Origin of the sequence: Actinocrispum wychmicini (assembly GCF_004345645.1) — a bacterium.
Classification (GTDB): domain Bacteria; phylum Actinomycetota; class Actinomycetes; order Mycobacteriales; family Pseudonocardiaceae; genus Kibdelosporangium; species Kibdelosporangium wychmicini.
In genome coordinates this window covers 413,539-432,918 of record NZ_SLWS01000004.1, presented here as the reverse complement: position 1 = coordinate 432,918, position 19,380 = coordinate 413,539, and the positions used below count along the sequence as shown (strand labels likewise).

Genomic DNA, 19,380 nt, shown 5'->3' with positions numbered 1-19,380 from the left:
TCAGGCAAGGCGGGACACGAGGCCGGCCAGTGCGTTGGCCGCCTGCTCGACCTCGGTGAGGTAGAAATGGCCGCCCCGGAACTCCCGCGTGACCACCGGTTTCGTGGTGGCCGCGGCCCAGCCGGCGAGCTTCTCAGTCGCCAGCCGGCTGTCGTCGTGGCCGAACCACACGTGGTAGTCGGCGTCGACGGGGGCCGGTGGTGGGTGGTAGGTGTCCACGAGGTGCAGGTCCAGGCCGAACAGGGTGATGGTCTCGGCCAGCCATTCGGGGTCGTCGAAGATCTCGGCCGGGGTGCCGCCCAGTTCGCGCAGGTCGCCGAGCACGGACTCGCGGGTCCGCACCTGGAACGGCGAACCGGGATGGGTGGCCGCCTGGGCGGCGTCCTGGGGTGACTGAAACGCCGACACCACAACGGCTTTGACCTGCGTACGCTGGGGTGTCGGCAGGCTCGCGACGAGGCTGTGCGCCACGAGCGCGCCCAGGCTGTGCCCGACGACGACGGTGGGTCGGTCCACAATCGCGGTCATCGTGGGCAGGGTCTGTTCGATGGCGGTGGCGAAGTCCGGCGCCGGGGGGAGCGTGTCGAGCGAGCCGCGGCCGGGCAGGTCGAGCAGGCACGGCTCGCAGCTCACCGGCAGCCGCTGCGCCAACGGCAGGTACGACAGCGCGGATCCGCCGGCGTGGTGCAGCACGGCGACCCGGAGTGTCGCGTTAGGACGCTCCACGAGCACGTACCCGTCGGCCAGTTTCACGGCGCCGCCATCTTCACCGGCAGCCGGGTGATGCCCTGGATGAAGTTGGACCGCAGCCGCACGACCGGACCGTCCACAGTGAACCGGATGCGGCGTTCGGCCAGCCGCCGGAACAGGATCGGCAGCTCGACCTGCGCGACGACCGACCCGATGCACCGGTGGATACCCACGCCGTACGCGATGTGCCGGTTCGGCGACCGGTCGACCACGAACCGGTCCGGGTCGGTGAACTGCCTCGCGTCCCGGTTCGCCGACACGTTCCACAACGTCACCAGCTGGCCGGCTCGGACGACCTGGTCGCCGATGGGCACGTCCTGGGTCGCCACACGCAGCACGTACGCGTTGCTCGTGGCCCAGCGCAGCATCTCGTTCACAGCCAGGTCGAGCACTGCCGGGTCGTCGATGAGCCGCTGGTGCTGATCGGGGTTCTCCACCAACGCGAGCACGCCGGCGACCGCGGTGTACGACGATGTCTCGTTGCCGCCGACGGCCACATTCATGCAGTTGTAGAGGATGTCCTCCTCGGGCAGCGGCCGGCCGTTGACCTTGGCCGCGGCGAGCACGCTGACCAGGTCCTCGCGCGGGTGGCGGCGCCGGTCGGCCAGGATGTCGGCGAAGAACTCGAAGATCTCCGCCTGGATCATGGCCAGCCGCAGCCGTTCGTCGTCCGAGGTGTCCACCCAGGTGGGGTCGCGGAACCCGATCATCCGCCTGGTCATGCCGATCAGCTGGCCAGCCTGCTCACGGGACACCCCGGCCATCGCCATCAGCGCGCGGGCCGGGAGTTCGGGCGCGATGTCGGTGGCGAAGTCGCAGCCGCCGTCGGCCAGCGCCCGGTCGATCACCTCGTCGACACCGACGGTCACCTCCTCGGCGACCCGCTGCACGAACTCCGGGGAGAACACGGTGTGCATCATCTGGCGGAGCATTCGGTGCCGGGGCGGGTCGGACGCGACCAGCATCCGGTTGGCCGCGGTGTCGGTGGCGTCGCTGGAGAACGACCCGCCCAGCATCGGGCCGCCGACCGAGCTGAACGAGGTGTGGTCGTTGTAGGCGGTCACGATGTCCCGGTATCCCGTCAACGCCCAGAATCCGCCGTCGTCGGCAGTCGCGTGCCAGTGGACGGGGTCGTTGTCCCGCAGCCACGCGAACATCCCGTGGTGCCGTCCGGTGATGAACGCGTCGACGTCGGTGAGGTCGATGACGGGTGCGTTCACGGTGACCCCGTGCCCTTCCGGTCCTGGATGAGGGTGGCGAGCCCGCGCAGTTCGCTGTTGGCCAGTACGTCCTGTGGCCGCAGCGGCACGCCCAGCTCGCGGGTGATCCGGCGTTGCACCCGGAACGCCAGCAACGAGTTGCCGCCCAGCGAGAAGAAGTCGTCGGTGGCGCCGATCCGTTCGACCGCCAGCAGGTCCTCCCACAGTTCGGCGAGATAGTGCTCGATCTCGCCGTCGGGCGCGACCCGCGAGCCCTGCCGTCGCAGTTGCTCGTCGGCCAGCTCCCGAAGCCTCGCGATGTCCCGCTTGCCGTGCTCGTTCGCGGGAATCCCGGGCACCAGCAGGAAGGAGCTCGGGACCATGAACTCCGGCATCCGCTCGGCCGCGTAGTCCCGCAGCTCCCGTGGACTGGTGCGGTCGTAGCAGACGACCACCGCGACGAGGTGCTTGTCCTGCTCGTGGCCGGCGACCAGGACCGCGACGTCACGGACCTCGGGATGCCGGCCGAGAGTGCGCTCCACCTCGCCCGGCTCGACCCGGTAGCCGCGCACTTTCACCTGGTTGTCGGCTCGGCCAAGGAATTCCAGCACGCCGTCGGGTCGGCGCCGGGCCAGGTCGCCGGTCGCGTACATCCGGCCGCCGGCGAACGGGTCGGTCAGGAACTTCTCGGCGGTCAGCTCCGGCTGGTCCAGGTAGCCACGGGCGACGCCGGCACCGCCGATGTGCAGCTGGCCGACTTCACCGGGAGCGACCTCCTTGAGCTGTTCGTCAAGCAGGTAAACGCGTTCGCCGGCGAGCGGGAGTCCAATGGGGACGGCGTCGGCGTCGAGGTCCGCCTTGGTGACACAGTGCGCGGTGCTCGCCGTGGTCCCTTCCGTGGGCCCGTACAGGTTGACGAATTCGCCCGTGAACTCGCCGCCGAGCAGTTCACGGCAGGCGGCCGGGGAGATCACGTCGCCGCCCGTGCACAGCACCCGCAGGGCCGAGAAAGCGTCGAGGTCCTCGCGCAGCACATGGTTGACCGCCATGGTCGGGACCAGCATCGCGGTGATCTGGCGGCGCTTGAGCTCACGCCGGATGTCGCTGCCCAGCAGGTCCGCCATGGCCGGCAGCACCACGATCTCGGCACCGCCGGCGAACGCGCACCAGGTCTCGAATCCGAAGGCGTCGAAGGAGATGCTCGACACCTGGCCGACCCGGTCGGTTTCGGCCAGCGCCGGCAGCGCCGGGTTGGTCGCGAAGCTCACCAGATTGTCGTGCTGCAACACGACGGCTTTGGGGCGTCCTGAGGAGCCCGACGTGAACAGCACCGCCGCCGCGTCCTGCGGCCGCACGTCCGGCTGCCGCACGGGCGCTGTCCTGGCGATGTCGACGTCGATCACCGGGACGTCGACCGGGACGGTTCGATCGGTGACCAGCGCGGCCGGGCGGCTGTCGGCGATCAGCAGGTCCCGCCGGGCGTCGGGATATCGGGTGTCGACCGGGACATAGGCCGCGCCGGCCTTCAGGATCCCGAGGATGGCGACGAACAGTTCGGCGCCACGGTCGAGATGGCAGGCGACGCGGTCCTCCCGGCCGACACCGAGCGCCCGCAGGTCCTCCGCGACGGCCTCGGCGCGGACGTTCAGCTCGGCGTAGGTCAGCCGGTGGTCACCGTCGTTGACCGCCGGACGATCCGGGACCCGGGCGACGGTCCCGGCGAACATACTGACCAGCGTCGCTGGTGGTGTCTCCCCAGTCACTTCGGACTCTCCTTGGTTCTGCTCGGCGGCGACTCGTCGAGGACCGCACGGACGCGGGCGGCCAGCACGGCGGCGTGTCGTGGCCGGAGCATCGAGTGGTGGTCACCGGGCACGCCGACCAGGCGGATGCCCCTCGGACAGGTGGTGGACGTCTCCCGGCGCACCCGGCGCCGGACGTGCTCGGTCAGGCCGGTCTTGAAGACCACGGCCGGGCAGTCGACCGGCCTGGGCACGTACCGCAACATCGCGCGGACGTTCGCGTTGTACACGCGGACATACGCCGGACCCAGTTCCTGGACGCCGGCCAAACCGAGTGCGGCACCGAGATTGCCCGACTTGTCCACCGGAAGCGCGGTCTGCAGCTGGTACCACAGGCCTCGGGCGAGGTAGCCCGGGCGGGACCCGACAGGTCCGAACCATGTCCGCGGCGCGAAACTGTCCACGCACAGCAACTGGTCCACCTGTTCACCCTGGTCCAGCAGCTGGGCCGCCATCTCGTGGGCGATCATCGCGCCGATCGACCAACCGCCGACGCGATACGGGCCGTGCGGCTGGATCTCCTTCAACAGCAGCAGGTTCGCCGCTGCCATGTCCTCGATCCGGTTCAGCGGCTCGGCGTCGTCGTGCAGGCCCGGTGATTCGAAGCCGTACACCGGTTCCCGACCGCCCAGCTCGGCTATCAGATGCCGGTAGCACAGTGTGCTCCCAGCCCCGGGCGCGGCGAGGAAGAGCGGCACCCCGTCGCCGGTCTCGTTCAGTCGCAGTATGTTCGGTGACGTGGGTCCGTGGCTGGCACGGATCTTGTCCAGCAGTGCGCCGAAGGTCGGGGCGGCCGCGAACTCGGTCATCGGCACGCGCACCCCGGTCTGCTCGTGCACACGGCCGAGTAGGTGCACGATCCCGAGCGACTCGCCGCCCAGCCGGTAGAAGTCGTCGTCCGGCGCGGCTGAGCTGACGCCGAGCGCCGAACACCACAGGGCGGACAGCTCCGCTGTCAGTGGATCTCCCGGAACGGTAACCGTGCGCCGTTCGTCCACAATAGACGACGCGGGCGGCGGCGCCGAGGGTGTCTGGCGGGCGATGTCGGCCATCGGCTCGCGCAACCGGTCCCGGTCGGCCAACGTGGCGACGAGCACCGCGTGATCGGCGTTCCCGGTCGGGCCTTCGGCCGTGGTGAGGTCGAAGCCGCCGCTGGTGAGTGCCTTGGTCCAGCCGGCGATGTCGAGCTGTGGGAACATGCCACGCAGGTCGTCGGCCGCGTTCCACCAGCCGGGCGCCAGGCCCCAGACCACGTGCGTCCAGATCTCCGCTCGGGTCAGCTCGACCAGACACAATGTCCCGTCAGCACGCAGAAGTCTGCGCAAGTTGTTCAGTGCCAGCGGCACGGAGGGTGCAACATGCACAACGTTGTACCCTAGGATCAGGTCGTACGTGCCGGACACCAGGCGTTGGGCCGCGGGATCGGCGGTGATGTCGAAGACTCTGGCCCGCACCCTGGGTTCGCCGCGTTCCTTGATTCGACTGTCCAGTTCGGACACCAGATGCGGGCTGACATCCGTGACGTCGTACTGGACGTGCTCACGGTCGGTCCACGCGTCCAGCAGCGGCCACGTCAAACCACCACGGCCCGCGCCGATCTCCAACACCCGCAGCGGTTCGCCGCCGTGCCAGGCCGGTATCGAGCGTCGCACGGCTTCGAGGCAGGATTCGCTGTCACTGACCGGCACTTTGTTCCCGGTCAGCAGCTCGTGCAGCATCCGGTCCGAACCGTGGGGATACAGCACGGACACCGGCTCGACCCGGCCGGCCAGCACGTCCGGATAGGACTGGGCGCAGTGGCGGACCAGGTCACGCAACCCGGCGACCTCGTCGAGCGCGCTCAGGTCCACCGGACCGGCCGGCGGGATGGTCCGCACGAACTCGGCCAGCCGGCCGGAGCCCGACGTGTCGACGGCCAGCAGGCTGGCGGCGTAGTTGTCCAAAGCGGCGACGAGATCCGGCCGACTGGACAGGCTCGGCCCGCTGTCGGGCCAGTTCAGCGGCCCCGCCAACGGTTCCCTCGGCGTCGTCACGTGTACCGCGGTCACCTGGGCGCCTTGCGCGACAAGGTCTTCGGCGACAGCCGGGTCGCCGACCACCACCATGCCGTGGGTGGACGGCGGCCGCGTTGGGGCGTCCACCGGGCACGGCCGCGAGTCGAGCTGGACGGGCGGCAGCGAGCACCGCACCGGCCGCTCGGTGAACAGCGTGTCCCAGCCGACGGGCACGCCCGTCTCCCAGAGCCGGCCCAACGCACCGAGTAACGCCTCGTGCCGGGGCTCGGTGGCCCGGCCGATGACCGGGACCGCCGTCGCCGCCCACTGTTCGTGCCGGCGTAGGCCACCAGACATGGTCTGGCCGGGCCCGAGTTCGATCACCACGGCACAGCCCTCGTCGAGCAGCGTGGCCATGCCCTCGGTCAGCCGCACCCGGCCGCACATGTGGTCGGCCCAGTACGCCCGGTCGGCCAGCAGCTGCGGGTCGGCCAGCCGGCCGGTCAGGTTCGACACGACCGGGAGCCGCGCCTGGCCGGGAGGCGAACGGTCCAGTGCCGCGCGCAGTTCACCGGCGGCGGGCCGCATCGCCTCGGTGTGAAACGGCCGGTCGGCGTCCAGCACGGTCGCGTTCACGGAGGTGCCGGCAAGCCGCGCGGCCAGCCGCTCGACCGATTCGGTGCCGCCGGCCAGCACGACCTGGCCCGGTCCTTCGGTGGCCACCGTGAGGTCGTACCCGGACGCGAGTTCCGCGACTTCCGCCGGCGACGCGTACACCGCGATCATCCCGCCAGGCGGCCCCTGGCGCATGGCCTGTGCCCGCGCGGCCACCAATGCCAAGCCGTCAGCAAGATCCCACACCCCGGCCAGCGCCGCGGCCACGTACTCGCCGGCGCTGTGCCCGAGCATCGCGACCGGCCGCACACCCCAGCTGAGCACCTCACGCCCGAGCGCGTAGCCGATCGAGAACAAGCCCAGTTGCTGAACCAGACTGTCCCGCAACGGTTCCTCGGGCGCACCGGGCGCGATCATGGCCCGCAGGTCGATCCCGTGGTGCTCGCGCACCACCTCGGCCGCCTCATCGAACACCTTGCGGAACAACGGAAGCACGTCGTACGCGGCCTCGATCGCACCTGGGTACAGCGCACCCTGGCCAGGGAACACGAACGCGACACGACCGCTGCCCGCTTCGACGCCGTCCAGGTCACGCAAGGAATTGGCGTCCGTGACCGAAGCGCGGTACGGCAACGAAGGCCGCCCGCTGGTGAGCGTCCAGGCCACCGAGACGGGGTCGTGCGGGTTATCGAGCCGGTCGGCCAGTGCCGCACCGGCGCGTTTCAAGGCGTCACGGGAGGACGCGGACAGGCAGAACACCTTCGGGCCGCGGCCGCCGCGCGCACTGCGAGGCGGAGTCTCCAGGACGGCATGCGCGTTGGTGCCGCCGATCCCGAACGAACTGACCGCCGCGAGTACCGGGCCGTCTTCCGGGAGCGGTCGCGTCTCGGTGATCACCTGAAAGGGGGAACTGTCCAGGTCCAGCTTCGGGTTGGGCCGCGCGAAGTGCAGGCTGGGCACCAGCTCGCGGTGCTCCAGCTGCAGCACGGTCTTGAGCAGCCCGGCGACGCCCGAGGCCGCGCCGGTGTGCCCGATGTTGCTCTTGACCGACCCGATCCAGCAGTCGCCGACCCGGTCGGTGGACTGCCGGAACGCCGATGTCAGCGCGGCCAGCTCCACCGGGTCGCCGATCTGCGTCGCGGTGCCGTGTGCCTCGACGTACGCCAGGTCCGCCGGGTCCACATCGGACTGGGCGAGGGCCAGCCTGATCACGTCCCGCTGTCCGGTCAGCGACGGCGCGGTGTAGCCGATCTTCTCGCCGCCGTCGTTGTTCAGCGCGGAACCGCGCAGCACGGCCATGATCCGGTCGCCGTCGTCGATCGCGTCCGACAGCCGCCGCAGCATCACCACGGCCGCGCCGTTGCTGGACACCGTGCCGGAGGAGTCGGCGTCGAACGGGCGGCATCGCCCGTCCACCGAGAGAATGTGGTCCGGTTCGTACCGGTAGCCGGTGTTCTGCGGCAACCACAGCGACACGCCGCCGGCCAGCGCCGCGTCACACTCGTGGTTGAGCAGGCTCTGGCTCGCCTGGTGCACGGCCACCAACGACGTGGAGCACGCGGTCTGCACAGTGATCGCCGGCCCGCGCAGGCCCAGCTTGTAGGCGACCCGCGTGGCCAGGAAGTCCTTCTCGGCGCCGATCACGCGCTCGATCGTCAGCGGGCCGCCGGTCCCGGTCGTCGTCACGTCACCACCGGCGAAAACCCCGATCCAGCCGGGGAACCGGGCCGGATCGACACCGGCGTCGTCACACGCGGCCCGACACACCTCCAGGAACACCCGCTGCTGCGGGTCGATGGTCCGGGCCTCGGCCGCGCTGTAGCCGAAGAACCGCCAGTCGAAGTCCTCACCACCGGCCAGCACACCTCTCGCCGGCACGTAGTCCGGGTCGGCGATCAACTGCTCGCTCACGCCCGCGGCACGCAGCGTGCCCGGGTCGAACCGACTGATCGAGTCGGTGCCCGCGCGGAGGTTGCGCCAGAACTCGGACACGGTCGCGGCGCCAGGCAGCCGGGCACCGGCCCCGATCACGGCGATCGCCTCGAAGTCGGCCGTCATCGGGTGCCACGCCTTGCTCGGGTCCGCTTCGCACGGGCCAGGATCGGATCCTCGACGGGATCCGGGGCCTCCGCGCTGAGATGCGCGGCGAGCCCGCGAATGGTCGGGAACTCGAACAGCACGTGGATCGGCACCGGTTGGGCCAGCGCGGTCTCCAGCCGGGCGTGCAACGTGGACAACAGCAACGAGTTGCCGCCGAGGTCGAAGAAGTTGTCCTCGGTCCCGATCTCGTCGAGGGTCAGCACCGCCGACCACACGCCGGCGATCGTCCGCTCCAGGTCGGTTCGTGGGCTCGTGACACCGCCGGACCGCCGCACGAGGTCGGCCCGTCCGGCCCTGGGCAGCGCCGACGCCTCGATCTTGCCGTGCACGGACGTGGGCAGTTCGTCCAGCCAAACCAGCGCGTCCGGCACCATGAACGCCGGCAGGCGCGCGGACAAACGGGCCGCGACGGCCGCGGTGTCCCGATCCGTGCCAGCCGCGACGACGTAGCCGACCAACGCGGGCGTCGAGCCGGGGAACCCGGCCACGAGTGCCTGCCGGACCAACGGATCCGCCTGCAGCGCGACCTCGATCTCCTGCGGCTCGATCCGGTAGCCGCGGATCTTGAGCTGCCGGTCGATCCGGCCGAGGAACTGCAGGTGCCCGTCGGCCGTCCAGCGGCCTTGGTCGCCGGTGCGGTACCACGGGCCAGGCAGGAACTGCCGGGCCGTCAGCTCCGGGCGCCGCCAGTAGCCGTTGGCCACGGCGACACCGCCGAGGTGGATCTCACCGGGCACACCCACCGGCACCCGCTGGCCGGCAGGGTCCACAAGGGACACCGAGGTGCCCTGGATCGGCCGGCCGACGTCGTTGGCGGGCAACGTGTTGTCCCGGTCGATCAGCAGGACCGAGCCGACCACTGTGTTCTCGCTCGGGCCGTAGGCGTTGCAGGCCCGGTAGACCGCGTCCGGCGGCAGCCGCGTGGTGAAGGTGGTGCCGCCCATGGTCAGCCACCGCAACGTCTTCGGCTGCACGCGGCCGGCCACCAGTACCTCGGCCAGCGGGGTCGGCATGAAGCACATCGTGATCTCGGCGCGGTCCAGCCACGCCACGACCTCGGGCACGACGATCGGGCGTTCATACGGCAGTACACAAGCGCCGGCCACGAGATACGGCCACAGCTCCCACTGCGCGCCGTCGAAGCCGACACTGGCCAGCAGGCTCGCCCGGTCGGTCTCGGTGACGGCCATCGTGTCCACGTGCCACCGCGCCAGCTGGGCGATGCCGCGATGCCGCCAGACCGAGCCCTTCGGCTGTCCGGTCGTGCCCGAGGTGTAGATCAGGCAGGCGGGCGCGTCCGGATCCGGCAGGACCACCGGTTCGTCCCCGGTGGCGGAGCCGACCTCGTCCGGCCGGACCACGGGCACGTCGCACTGGGCGGCCAGGTCCGCCAACCCGGCCTGGTCGGTGACGGCCGCAACGGCCGCGAGGTCGGCCAGCATGAACCGGATCCGCTCGGCCGGGTAGCCGGGGTCGATCGGGCAGTACGCGAAGCCCGCCCGCCACGCGGCCAGCTCGCTGACGACCATCGCTTCGCCGCGCCCGAGCAGGACGGCGACCACCGGGCTGTGCTCGCCCAGTTGAGCGACCGAGCGCAGCCGGTGTGCCATGGCCGAGACCTTCGCGTCCAGCTGGGCGTAGGTCAGTTCACCGGTCGACGAGACGACGGCCGGCCGGTCCGGGAACTCGCGGACCCGGGCGGCGAACAGGGCCGGGACGGAGTCGGGCGGGGCCGCCGCCGGGCCGGCCTCCATGGCCAGGAGCCTGACCAGCTCCCCGTCGGTCACAAGGTCCACAGTAGACAGTTTGGTGCCCAGGACGTCCGGCAGGATCGTCAGCAGGCGGGCGAACAGCGACGCGAGCTGACGGGCGTCCGCGGCGGCGATCCGGTCACCCCGGTAGGCGAGCATCGCCCCCAACGACCCGGCCTCTTCGGTGACCGTGACAGTCACGCCGAACTTGGTGTCGTACGACCACTGACTGTCCACAGTGAACGGTGCCAGGGCGTGGGCGTCGAGTCGCGTCGTCATGCCGTTGCCGGCGTTCACGTTCAGCATCACGTCCGCGTACGGTGTCCACCCGGGCCGGCGCGGCGGGTTGAGCCGATCGACCACGTCCTCAAACGGAATTGCCTTGTGCTCCAAGGCTTCCAGGACTCGTTCGCGGGTGTCGGACAGCAGTTCGCCCATCGTCAGCTCGGCCGAACCGTGTGACCGCAACGCGACCGTGTTCAGGCACGGTCCCACGAGGTCGCCGCCGGAGTCTCGGTTGTCGACGGTCACCCCGATCGTGACGTCATCGGTGCCGGTGAAGCGGCGCAGCACGCCACACAGCGCTGTCGCGGCGGCCATGAACCAGGACACGCCGTGCCGTGTCTGCAGGTCGGACAGGCGCCGGGCCAGATCGTCCGGCAGCGGAACGCGCACCGCGCCGGACTCCACGGCCTGCCCGGGAGCGGCGAACGGCAGGTACGCGGGAGCGCCCTGCAACGTCTCCGCCCAGTAAGCCAGGTCGGCAGCCGCAGCCGGGCTGTCCCGGAACTGGTGCTGCGCGGCCACGAAGTCGCGGTACCGGCCGGCCGGCGGAAGCTCCACATCGGACTCGTAGTAGTGGCTCAGGTCGCCGAGCAGCACCGGCGCCGACGCCAGATCCCAGGCCAGGTGGTGCACCAGCAGCGCGAGCACCTGATCCGCACCCACGGTCAGCAACGCGCAGGTCAGCAGCCGCCCGGACGCCGGGTCGACCGGCTTCGACAGCCGTCCGGTCAGCCAGTCGTCGAGATCGGTGACGGACTCCTCCTCAACGATCGGCTGCCACGCGGCGCCGACGATCTGCCGGAGGCGCCCGTCGTGGACCTCGAAGCGGGTACGCAGGATCTCGTGCCGCCGCACCAGCCCGGCCAACGCGCTGGCCAGCCGCCGGGCATCCAGCTTCCCGGACACCCGCCACAGCAACGGCACGACGTACCGGTGCGCGTCCGGATCCACGCGTTCGGCCAGGAAGATCCGCTCCTGGAAGCTCGACGCGGCCAGCTCGTCCTCGGTCTCGACGACGACCGGAGCCTCGGCGGCGGCCGAAGCCGTCACGTCGATGGCGTCCGCCAGGTCCTGCAGGCGCGGGTGCTCGAACAGCAACCGCAGCGGCAACGGCTTGCCCACCAGGGCGGACAGCCTGGCCAGCAGCTTCGCCGCGAGCAGCGAGTGCCCGCCGAGATCGAAGAACGAGGACTGACCGGACAGGTCCGTGACGCCGAGCAGGTCCGTCCAGATCTCCGCGACCGCCCGCGCGGTCGGCCCGACCAGGTCGCCGCCGCCACCGCCGGCCGTCGGGACGGCCAGCCGCGACAACGCCCGCCGGTCCACCTTCCCGTTGCTGGTCAACGGGATCTCCGTGACGAGGTGGAACCGCGCCGGCACCATGTACCCGGGTAGCTTGCTCGCCAGGTGACCCCGAAGTTCGCTGTCCGTCAAGGGTTTCGCTGTTTCGACGTACGCGACGAGGTGCCCGTCCGAGCCGCCGTCCAGCAGCACCACGGCCTGTGTGATGTCCGGATGCCGCCGCAGGCACGACTCGATCTCACCGGGTTCGATCCGGTAGCCACGCAGTTTGACCTGGCTGTCCGCCCGGCCGATCACTTCGAGCGACCCGTCCGGCCACCACCGGCCGAGGTCACCGCTGCGGAACAGCACCTCACCCGGCTGGAAAGGACTGTCCACGAACCGTTCGGCGGTCAGCGCCGGGCGGCGCAGGTACCCGGCGGCGGTTCCCGCGCCACCGACGTACAGCTCGCCCACGGCCCCGGTCGGCAGCAACCGCCGGCCGGTGTGCCGGTCCAGCACGTACACCCGCGTCGTCGGCAGAGGGTGGCCGACCAGGCCACGGCCGTGTGCCAGGTCGTCCTCGGTGATCGTGTGCGCGGTGACGTGCACGGTCGTCTCTGTGATGCCGTACATGTTCACCAGCCGAACACCGGGATGCGTGGCCGCCCAGCCGGCGATCCGCGCGGTGTCCAGCCGGTCGCCACCGAAGATCACGTACCGCAGGTCGGGCAGGTCCGCGGCGACCGTGGTCAGCTGGGCGAACGCGCCGGGAGTCTGGTTGAGGACCGTGACCCGCTCACCGCGGAGCAGTTCGGCGAACCGCTCGCTGTCCCGGGTCTCATCGGAGGTGACCACCACCAGCCGGCCGCCGTGCGCGAGACAGCCGAAGATCTCCCAGACGGAGAAGTCGAAGTGGTAGGAGTGGAACAGCGTCCACACGTCCGTCGGGCCGAACTCGAAGCCGAACCTGTCGTTGGCCAGCAGCCGGACCACGTTGCGGTGGCTGATGACCACACCCTTGGGCTGCCCGGTGGTGCCGGAGGTGTAGATGCAGTACGCCGCCGAGTCCGGTGACACCTCGGGCAATGACGTTTCGTCGAAGCCGGTCAGCTCGGCGGGCGTGAGCACGCGGACGCTGTCCATCGCGAGGTCGTCGGCGACGACGTGGTCCACCCGGGCGTCCGCGAGGATGAACTGCTTGCGCTCGACCGGGATCTCCGGGTCCACGGGCAGGTATCCCGCGCCGGCCAACAGGACCGCCAGGATCGTCCGCACCTGATCGGCGCCGCGGCCGATGTGCAGGCCGACCAGCTCACCGGGTCGCACGCCGGCGGCCAGCAACCCGTGCGCCATCTCCTCGGCCGACGCGAACAGCTCGCGGTAGCTGACATGGACGTCGCCGTCGGTCAGCGCGATCGCGTCAGGCGTCCGTTGTGCCTGCTGCCGAACCAACTCGGTCACCGTGACCTGCGGGTACGCCGAGTCGGTGTCGTTCCAGGTCACCAGTTGCCGGTGCTGTTCGGCGTCCGTGACCGGCGCCAGGTCGCCCAGCGCGCGGCCGGGGTCGTCGGCCGCCTGGTCGAGCACGCGGCGGAGGTGGACCGCGAAGTCCTCGAACTGGTCGCGGTCGAAGTAGCGGGCGTTGAACACCAGCCGGCCGTGCGTGCCGGCGACCGCGAGATGCAGGTCGTACTTGCCGGCGCCGGAACCCAGCAGCCGCAGGTCCGTGTCGCTGTCGAACGGGCTGAACAACACGTCGAACAGGGCCGTGCGGCTCATGTCCTTGCCCGGGTCGAGCACCCGGACGAGATCGTCGAACGGCGCCATCGCGTGCTCGCCGGCGAAGTCCAGCTCGACCTGTGCCTGCGCCACCAGATCCGCGAACCTGACGTCGGCGCCGGTCCGCAGCCGTACAGGGACCAAATTGGACAGTGGACCGACCGTCGCGGTCTCCCGCGCCGGCTGAGTGGTCCCGATCACCAGCTCGTCCTGGCCGGTGTACCAGGCCAGCACCGCCGCGAACCCGGCCAGCGTCAACGCTTCCTCAGCCGCCGGCAGGTCGACGGCGACCGTGTCCTCCTCGTACACGTGGACAGCGTCCCGCTGCCGCCGTTCAGGAAGGCGGATCGGCTCGATCTCACCGGCCAGTTTCTCGTGCAACTTCTCGTACAACGCCGCCAGGTCACGGGCGACGCGGTCGGTGCCCCGGTTGTGGTCGAGCCATTCGCGGTACTCGGGCGCGGGTTGTGGCGTGCCGCCGAGTAGCTGGTCCGCGATCATCCGGAGCGACGCATGGTCGACGACCGCCTGGTGGCCGACGAGCACCAGCGTCGCACCACCATTCGGCGCTGGTTGGACGGCCGCGCGGATCAGCAGGTCCTCGGCCAGGTCGAACGGCTGATTGATCCACTCGGCCAAGCCGTCTTCGAGCCGGGTCACCGTGGTGCGTTCAGCCGGCCGGACGCGCTGGCGGAAACCGTCCTCGGTGAACACGAAGTTGGTCCGCAACACCTCGTGGGCCGCCAGCACGGCGGTGAACGCGTCGGTGATGTCGGCCTGGGACGGCACCGAAGGCAGGGCCCGGACATACGGGAGGTTGTGGTAGACCGGCGGTCCGTCGTAGACCACGTCGGTCTCGAACCGGTCGACGAACCCCATCCGTTCCTGGTGGGGTGACGGGTCGTCGCCGGTGACGTCGGGGTGCAGCCGGTCCAGCATCGCCCGCCCGACCGCGACGAGCTGCCTGGCCGGGCCGATCGGCCGGGCCGGGTCCGTGACCAGGTCGGTGAGGGTGGCGACGTAGTCCTTCGCCAGCGTCGCCATCGTGCTGGCGCCCAGCTCGCCCGTGGTGTCCTTCCAGGACACCACGAAACCGTCGCGGTCCTCCCGGACCAGGGTCTGCAGCCGGTATCCGGCGACGTCGTGCGGCGGCAGCAGGCTCAGCGAGCACCCGTCGGCCAGCGTGACGTCGAACAGGTCGACGTCGTCCCGGGTGAACGACGTCCAGTACTGGAAGATGGTGGCGCTCACCACATCCGTGCCACCGGGCAGGCCGGCCGCGCGCAGGATCGCCGGTTGCGGCAGGTCGGCGAACTTCACACAGCGGCGCACGTCACCGCCGAGCCGTTTCGCCACCACGCCATAAGTGTCCTTATTGGACAGGCGTTGGCGGATCGGGACGGCGTTGGAGAAGAAGCCCACCGCGTCGCGCAGGCCGGGATGGCCACGGCGGCCGTGTGTCGGCAGGGACACGACGAGATCGTCCTGCCCGGTGTGCCTGCGTAACAACACCAGGTAGGCCGCGTACAGCACCACCGTCGGGGTCAGCCGCAGCTGCCGCGCCACCGCCCGAACCCGGTCCACCAGCTCGCCGGGCAGGGCGGCGGTGCGCATCTGGAACCCGTCGGACGGATCCGGCCCGACCGGCAGGGCCATCGTCGGCGCGTCGGCACCGAGGTGCGCACGCCAGAACTCGCGGTGCTCCGCGCCGGCCGGGCCGTCCGCGAGTTCGTGCTGCCTGCGGTTGAACGCGACTATGTCCGCCAAATCATCGGGCGCACCGACCGGCTCGCCGCGGTACGCCGCCCGCAACGTGCCCACCATGTTCGGCAAGGACACGCCGTCGTACACGAGGTGCGCGATGGTGACCAGCAGCACGGTCTCGTCGGCCGAGTACAGCAGCTCGAACCGGGCCGGCGGGCCGTTCTCCAGGTCGAGCGGGACCTTGGCCGCGGTGAGGATGGCCCGTTCCATCGGTTCAACCACGTGCCGCAGGCCCAGCCGCAACGGCGGCTGACCGGCCCACGACAGCACGGGAGCACCGTCCCCCTGCCGGACGACACCGCGCAGGCCGGGAAAGCGCTCGCCGACGGCGGCCACAGCGGCCTGCAGGCGCGTGACGTCCACCGTTCCGCGCACGGTGAACGGCGTGACGATCATGTTGAGGAAGGCGTCCCGGTTGAGCTGCCAGGACACCCAGAGCGCCGCCTGGTTGACCGACAGGGGAATCTCGGTGATCACCGGCTGGTCTCCCGTCCGGACACGAGGTCCTGGCCCGGCAGGTCCTGGCTCAGCCAGCGGGCGGTGACGGCCGCGTGGTCCGGCGCGTCGGCCTCCGCCGCGGCGAGCCAGTGCCCGGCCAGCCGCAGCCGGGTGGCCGCGCAGTAGACGTCCGCCAGCTCCTGCGGCTCGTCCCCGGATTCGCTGGCGGCCCGGGACAACACGAGCGCGCACGTCGCCAGGTCGTCCAGAACCCGGTTCAACGCCACCAGACGCGCCTGCTGTCCGGCCAGCTCGGCCCGGGAGTGCTTGCGGCTCAAGGCGTGGACGGTTCGGGAGAAGCGGTGCACCTGGCGGGCCACCTCGGCGAGGTGCTCCTGGTTGCGGGCGGTCAGCGCGGTCGTCGCGCACCACGACACGTCCGGTTCCGGCTCGGCCTCGGGTGGCTCGGGGTAGTAGTGCGACAGCGTGAACATCACCGACGCCCAGTAGTCCAGCAGGAAGTCCACACCGCCGGAGATCCGGAAGCCACGGGCGTCGCGGTAGGCGCGTTCCAGCGGGAGCGGCGGGGCGCCACGGGCCGCCTTGCTCGCCGCGGTCTCGAACCCCTCACCGGCCAGCAGCGACATGGTCCGGTCCAGCACCCGCCAGCACGTCACCGACGCGATGTTCTTGGCCGCCATCTGTTCCAGCAACGGGTTGACCGGACCGCCGTGCAGCGCCCAGCGGGCGACGGTGTCGATGGCGAACGTGTCCGCGAGGTTCTCCGCGATCAGCCGTTGGACCAGGTCGTAGGCGGCCAGCGGGCGGCCGTCGATCACCCTTGGTCCGGTGAACTCACGCGCCCACTGCGTGCAGCGGCGCGCGATGGCCAGCGACGGCGCCGCGATCAGGTACATCCGGCCGGTCACGACCAGTTGCAGCAGGGTCGGCGTCAGGCGGGTGCCGGTGTCCGTCGCCTCCCGCAGGACGTGCTCGACGGGTACGTGGACGTCGGTGAAACCCAGGGCGGCGATCGGAAACCCGTGCAGGCCCATGAACTCGTGCGTGGTGCCCAGCCGGAACCCCGGGCTGTCGGTGTCCACGAGGAACAGCCGCCGGGTGGGTGTGCCGTCCGGGGTCTGCGCCGGGACGGTCGCGGACACGATCAACGTCCGCGCCACCGGACCGTTGCCGATGTGGATCTTCTCGCCGTTGAGCAGGTAGCCATCCGCCACCGGGGTCGCGGTGGTGTCCCGGCCCTGGTTGGCCGCGCCGCCGGGTTCGGTGTCCGCCGACCCGGAGACCACCCCCTCGGCGACCCGGGCCCGCAGGTGATCCCGCAGCGGGCCGTCCGCCACCACGGGCAGCAGCGCGTCGACGCCGATGGCCGCCTGCACGGCCATCACCTGGGCGATCGGCACCGACCAGCTGGCGGCCGCGTGGATCACCCGGAACACGTTGCGCGCGGACAGGCCGCGACCGCCGGACTCCGGTGGTCGCGCGAGCGCCAACCAGCCGCCCTTGCCCAGCTCGGCGAGGAGATCCTCGGGTATCCGCGCGGTGCGCTCGATCGCTTCGGGATCGGCCTGCTCGGTGAGCAGGCGGGACAGCTCCGCGACGGCACGGTCACCCTCGTGCAGGTCGGTGTCGTCCTGGTTGGGAAACGGTGTTATCACATTCCACGGCAGCCTGCCGTTCGCCAGCTCCTCCAGCAGACTGGGTATCCCGGGAACATTCAGAACATTCTTCGCACGAGCTTCCACTCGTCAGCTCTCCCTCGTCGTTGGCACGCCGAGAGCGACAAACACCGACAAATCCCTAAAACAACGACATGTCGGCGCCACTCAGACAGGTTTGTGCCCCAGCACCGCACAGCGGCGGCCATTTTCGCGCGACCAAAACCGCCTTGTCCCGATGCGCGTCGAAATCACCGGGACAGGTTCCCTCTATAGCGCCGATGCTACCAGGATAATGGAATATCGGATGACGACATTGGCCGCCATCCGATATGTGGGACTACGCCGGCCGCACGGCCAGCGCGTGTCGGAACACGTCACGCGGATCATATCGGGACTTGATTCGCTGCAACCTCGGATAATTACCCTTGTAGTACAGGGTGGACCACGGCACGCCGGACGTGTTCTGGGCCGGATCGGCCAGATCCCGGTCGGGATAGCTGATGTAGGCGCCGTCCCGCGGGTCCGGCACGCCGCCGGTTGTCGCGTACACGGCGCGGTACAGCTGGCGGATCCACTCGTCATGCAGGGCGTCCTGGGTCGGATCCTGCCAGGCCGCCACGTAGGTCAGCTTGATGATCGCGTCCCGGGTCGCCGTCGCGGTCGCGGCGGCCGGCACCGCGTTGATCTGGCCGCCGTACGTGGCCAGGCCGACCGAGCCGATCAGCAGGTCACCCGGGTGGTCCGCGGTCAGCTGCTGGTAGATGGTCGCCGCCTGCTCGTCGGTGAACCGGTTGCGCAGGTACGCCGACTTGACCTTGAACCGGAACGGCTTGGACTGGTCCGGGCCGGCCTGCGCGGTGGCGAACCACGGGCCCCAGTTGCGCACGACGTTCTGCGCGGGCCCGACACCCTCGCTCAGCGCGGCCAGGTAGTCGTCCAGCAGCTTGTCCGCGTTGGGCCCGTAGACCTGGCCGATCAGGCCCTGCTTGCCGAAGGACGGCCGATAGAAGATCAGCTCGCCGTACAGCGGGGCGGTCGGGGTGCCTGGCGCGGTGTTGCGCTCACACCACTCGCCCTGGTTGCGCATGAGGCGGGCGAACTTCGCCTGGTCCATGCCCGCCCACGGCCACTCGGCGCTGAAGTCGAGCATCCGGCCGGGCGGCTTCGGCAGCAGCGTGGACGGGTCGCCGGCGGCGCCCGGCGAGCGCATCCAGTACTTGGTGACCACGCCGAAATTGCCGCCGCCACCACCGGTGTGCGCCCACCAGAGGTCGTAGTTCGGGTCGTTGGGGTCGCGCGTCGCGACCACGGCCCTGGCCTTGCCGAAACTGTCGACCACGACCACTTCGACCGCGTACAGATGGTCCACGACCAGGCCGAACGCCCGTGACAGGACGCCGTAGCCGCCGCCGGAGATGTGGCCGCCGACGCCGACGCTCGGGCACCAGCCCGCCGGCACGGTGACGCCCCAGCCGAGGAACAGGCGCCGGTACACCTCGATGAGCAGGGCGCCGCCCTCGATGGCGAACGCGTTCATGGCCGGGTCGAAGTATACGCCGGTCATCCCGGACAGGTCGATGACCACCTTGACGGCCGGGTCGTCGACGAAGTTCTCCAGGCAGTGCGCGCCGCCGCGGACGGCCACCCGCTTGCCGGCGGCCACCGCGTCCTGCACTGCCTGCACGACCTGGGCTGTCGAACCGACCACCCGAAAGTAGTCGGGCGCGACCGTATAGCGTTTGTGGCCGCGTTTGGCTAAATCCTCATACCGCGTGTCACCAGGGAGAACGGTTGTCGGGCCGAGTGGCGCCGGACAGCTATTCCCTGATTCGTCGGCGACGGCGGACTCTGGCACGAGCACCGGTCCGACCGCCAATCCGGCGACGGCAAGTGCGGTACTGCGAAGAATTGTTCGTCGGTCACGTTCGGACATCTAGTGA

7 protein-coding genes are annotated in these 19,380 nt (G+C 70.4%); all 7 read right to left on the bottom strand.

Annotation, left to right across the window (positions count from 1 at the left end):
• The 7 genes from EV192_RS20050 to EV192_RS20020 all read right to left on the bottom strand — a co-directional run bounded on the left by EV192_RS20050 (window position 1) and on the right by EV192_RS20020 (window position 19,373).
• Window positions 1–753 carry a thioesterase II family protein gene (locus EV192_RS20050; protein ID WP_132117499.1) on the bottom strand — a complete coding sequence of 251 codons (753 nt, stop codon included), beginning with the start codon at window positions 751–753 and terminating at the stop codon, window positions 1–3.
• Entirely contained in the window at window positions 750–1,970 is a 1,221-nt protein-coding gene (locus EV192_RS20045; RefSeq protein WP_207926144.1) for a cytochrome P450, read from the bottom strand. The genes EV192_RS20050 and EV192_RS20045 overlap by 4 nt, the downstream gene beginning before the upstream one ends.
• The gene (locus EV192_RS20040) at window positions 1,967–3,712 is read right to left on the bottom strand and encodes a non-ribosomal peptide synthetase (protein WP_207926143.1); all 1,746 of its coding nucleotides are present in this window, start codon (window positions 3,710–3,712) and stop codon (window positions 1,967–1,969) included. Before EV192_RS20040 ends, EV192_RS20045 begins: the two co-directional genes overlap by 4 nt.
• A complete protein-coding gene (locus tag EV192_RS20035; protein WP_132117497.1) occupies window positions 3,709–8,418 on the bottom strand; it encodes a type I polyketide synthase in 4,710 nt (1,569 codons plus the stop codon). Before EV192_RS20035 ends, EV192_RS20040 begins: the two co-directional genes overlap by 4 nt.
• Window positions 8,415–15,800 (bottom strand): non-ribosomal peptide synthetase, encoded by a 7,386-nt coding sequence (locus tag EV192_RS20030; protein WP_165960500.1) that lies wholly within the window; start codon window positions 15,798–15,800, stop codon window positions 8,415–8,417. Before EV192_RS20030 ends, EV192_RS20035 begins: the two co-directional genes overlap by 4 nt.
• Entirely contained in the window at window positions 15,797–17,524 is a 1,728-nt protein-coding gene (locus EV192_RS20025) for an acyl-CoA dehydrogenase family protein (protein ID WP_132117493.1), read from the bottom strand. Before EV192_RS20025 ends, EV192_RS20030 begins: the two co-directional genes overlap by 4 nt.
• Window positions 17,525–17,777: 253 nt before the next feature.
• Window positions 17,778–19,373 (bottom strand): FAD-binding oxidoreductase, encoded by a 1,596-nt coding sequence (locus EV192_RS20020; RefSeq protein ID WP_132117490.1) that lies wholly within the window; start codon window positions 19,371–19,373, stop codon window positions 17,778–17,780.
• Window positions 19,374–19,380: the final 7 nt, after the last annotated feature.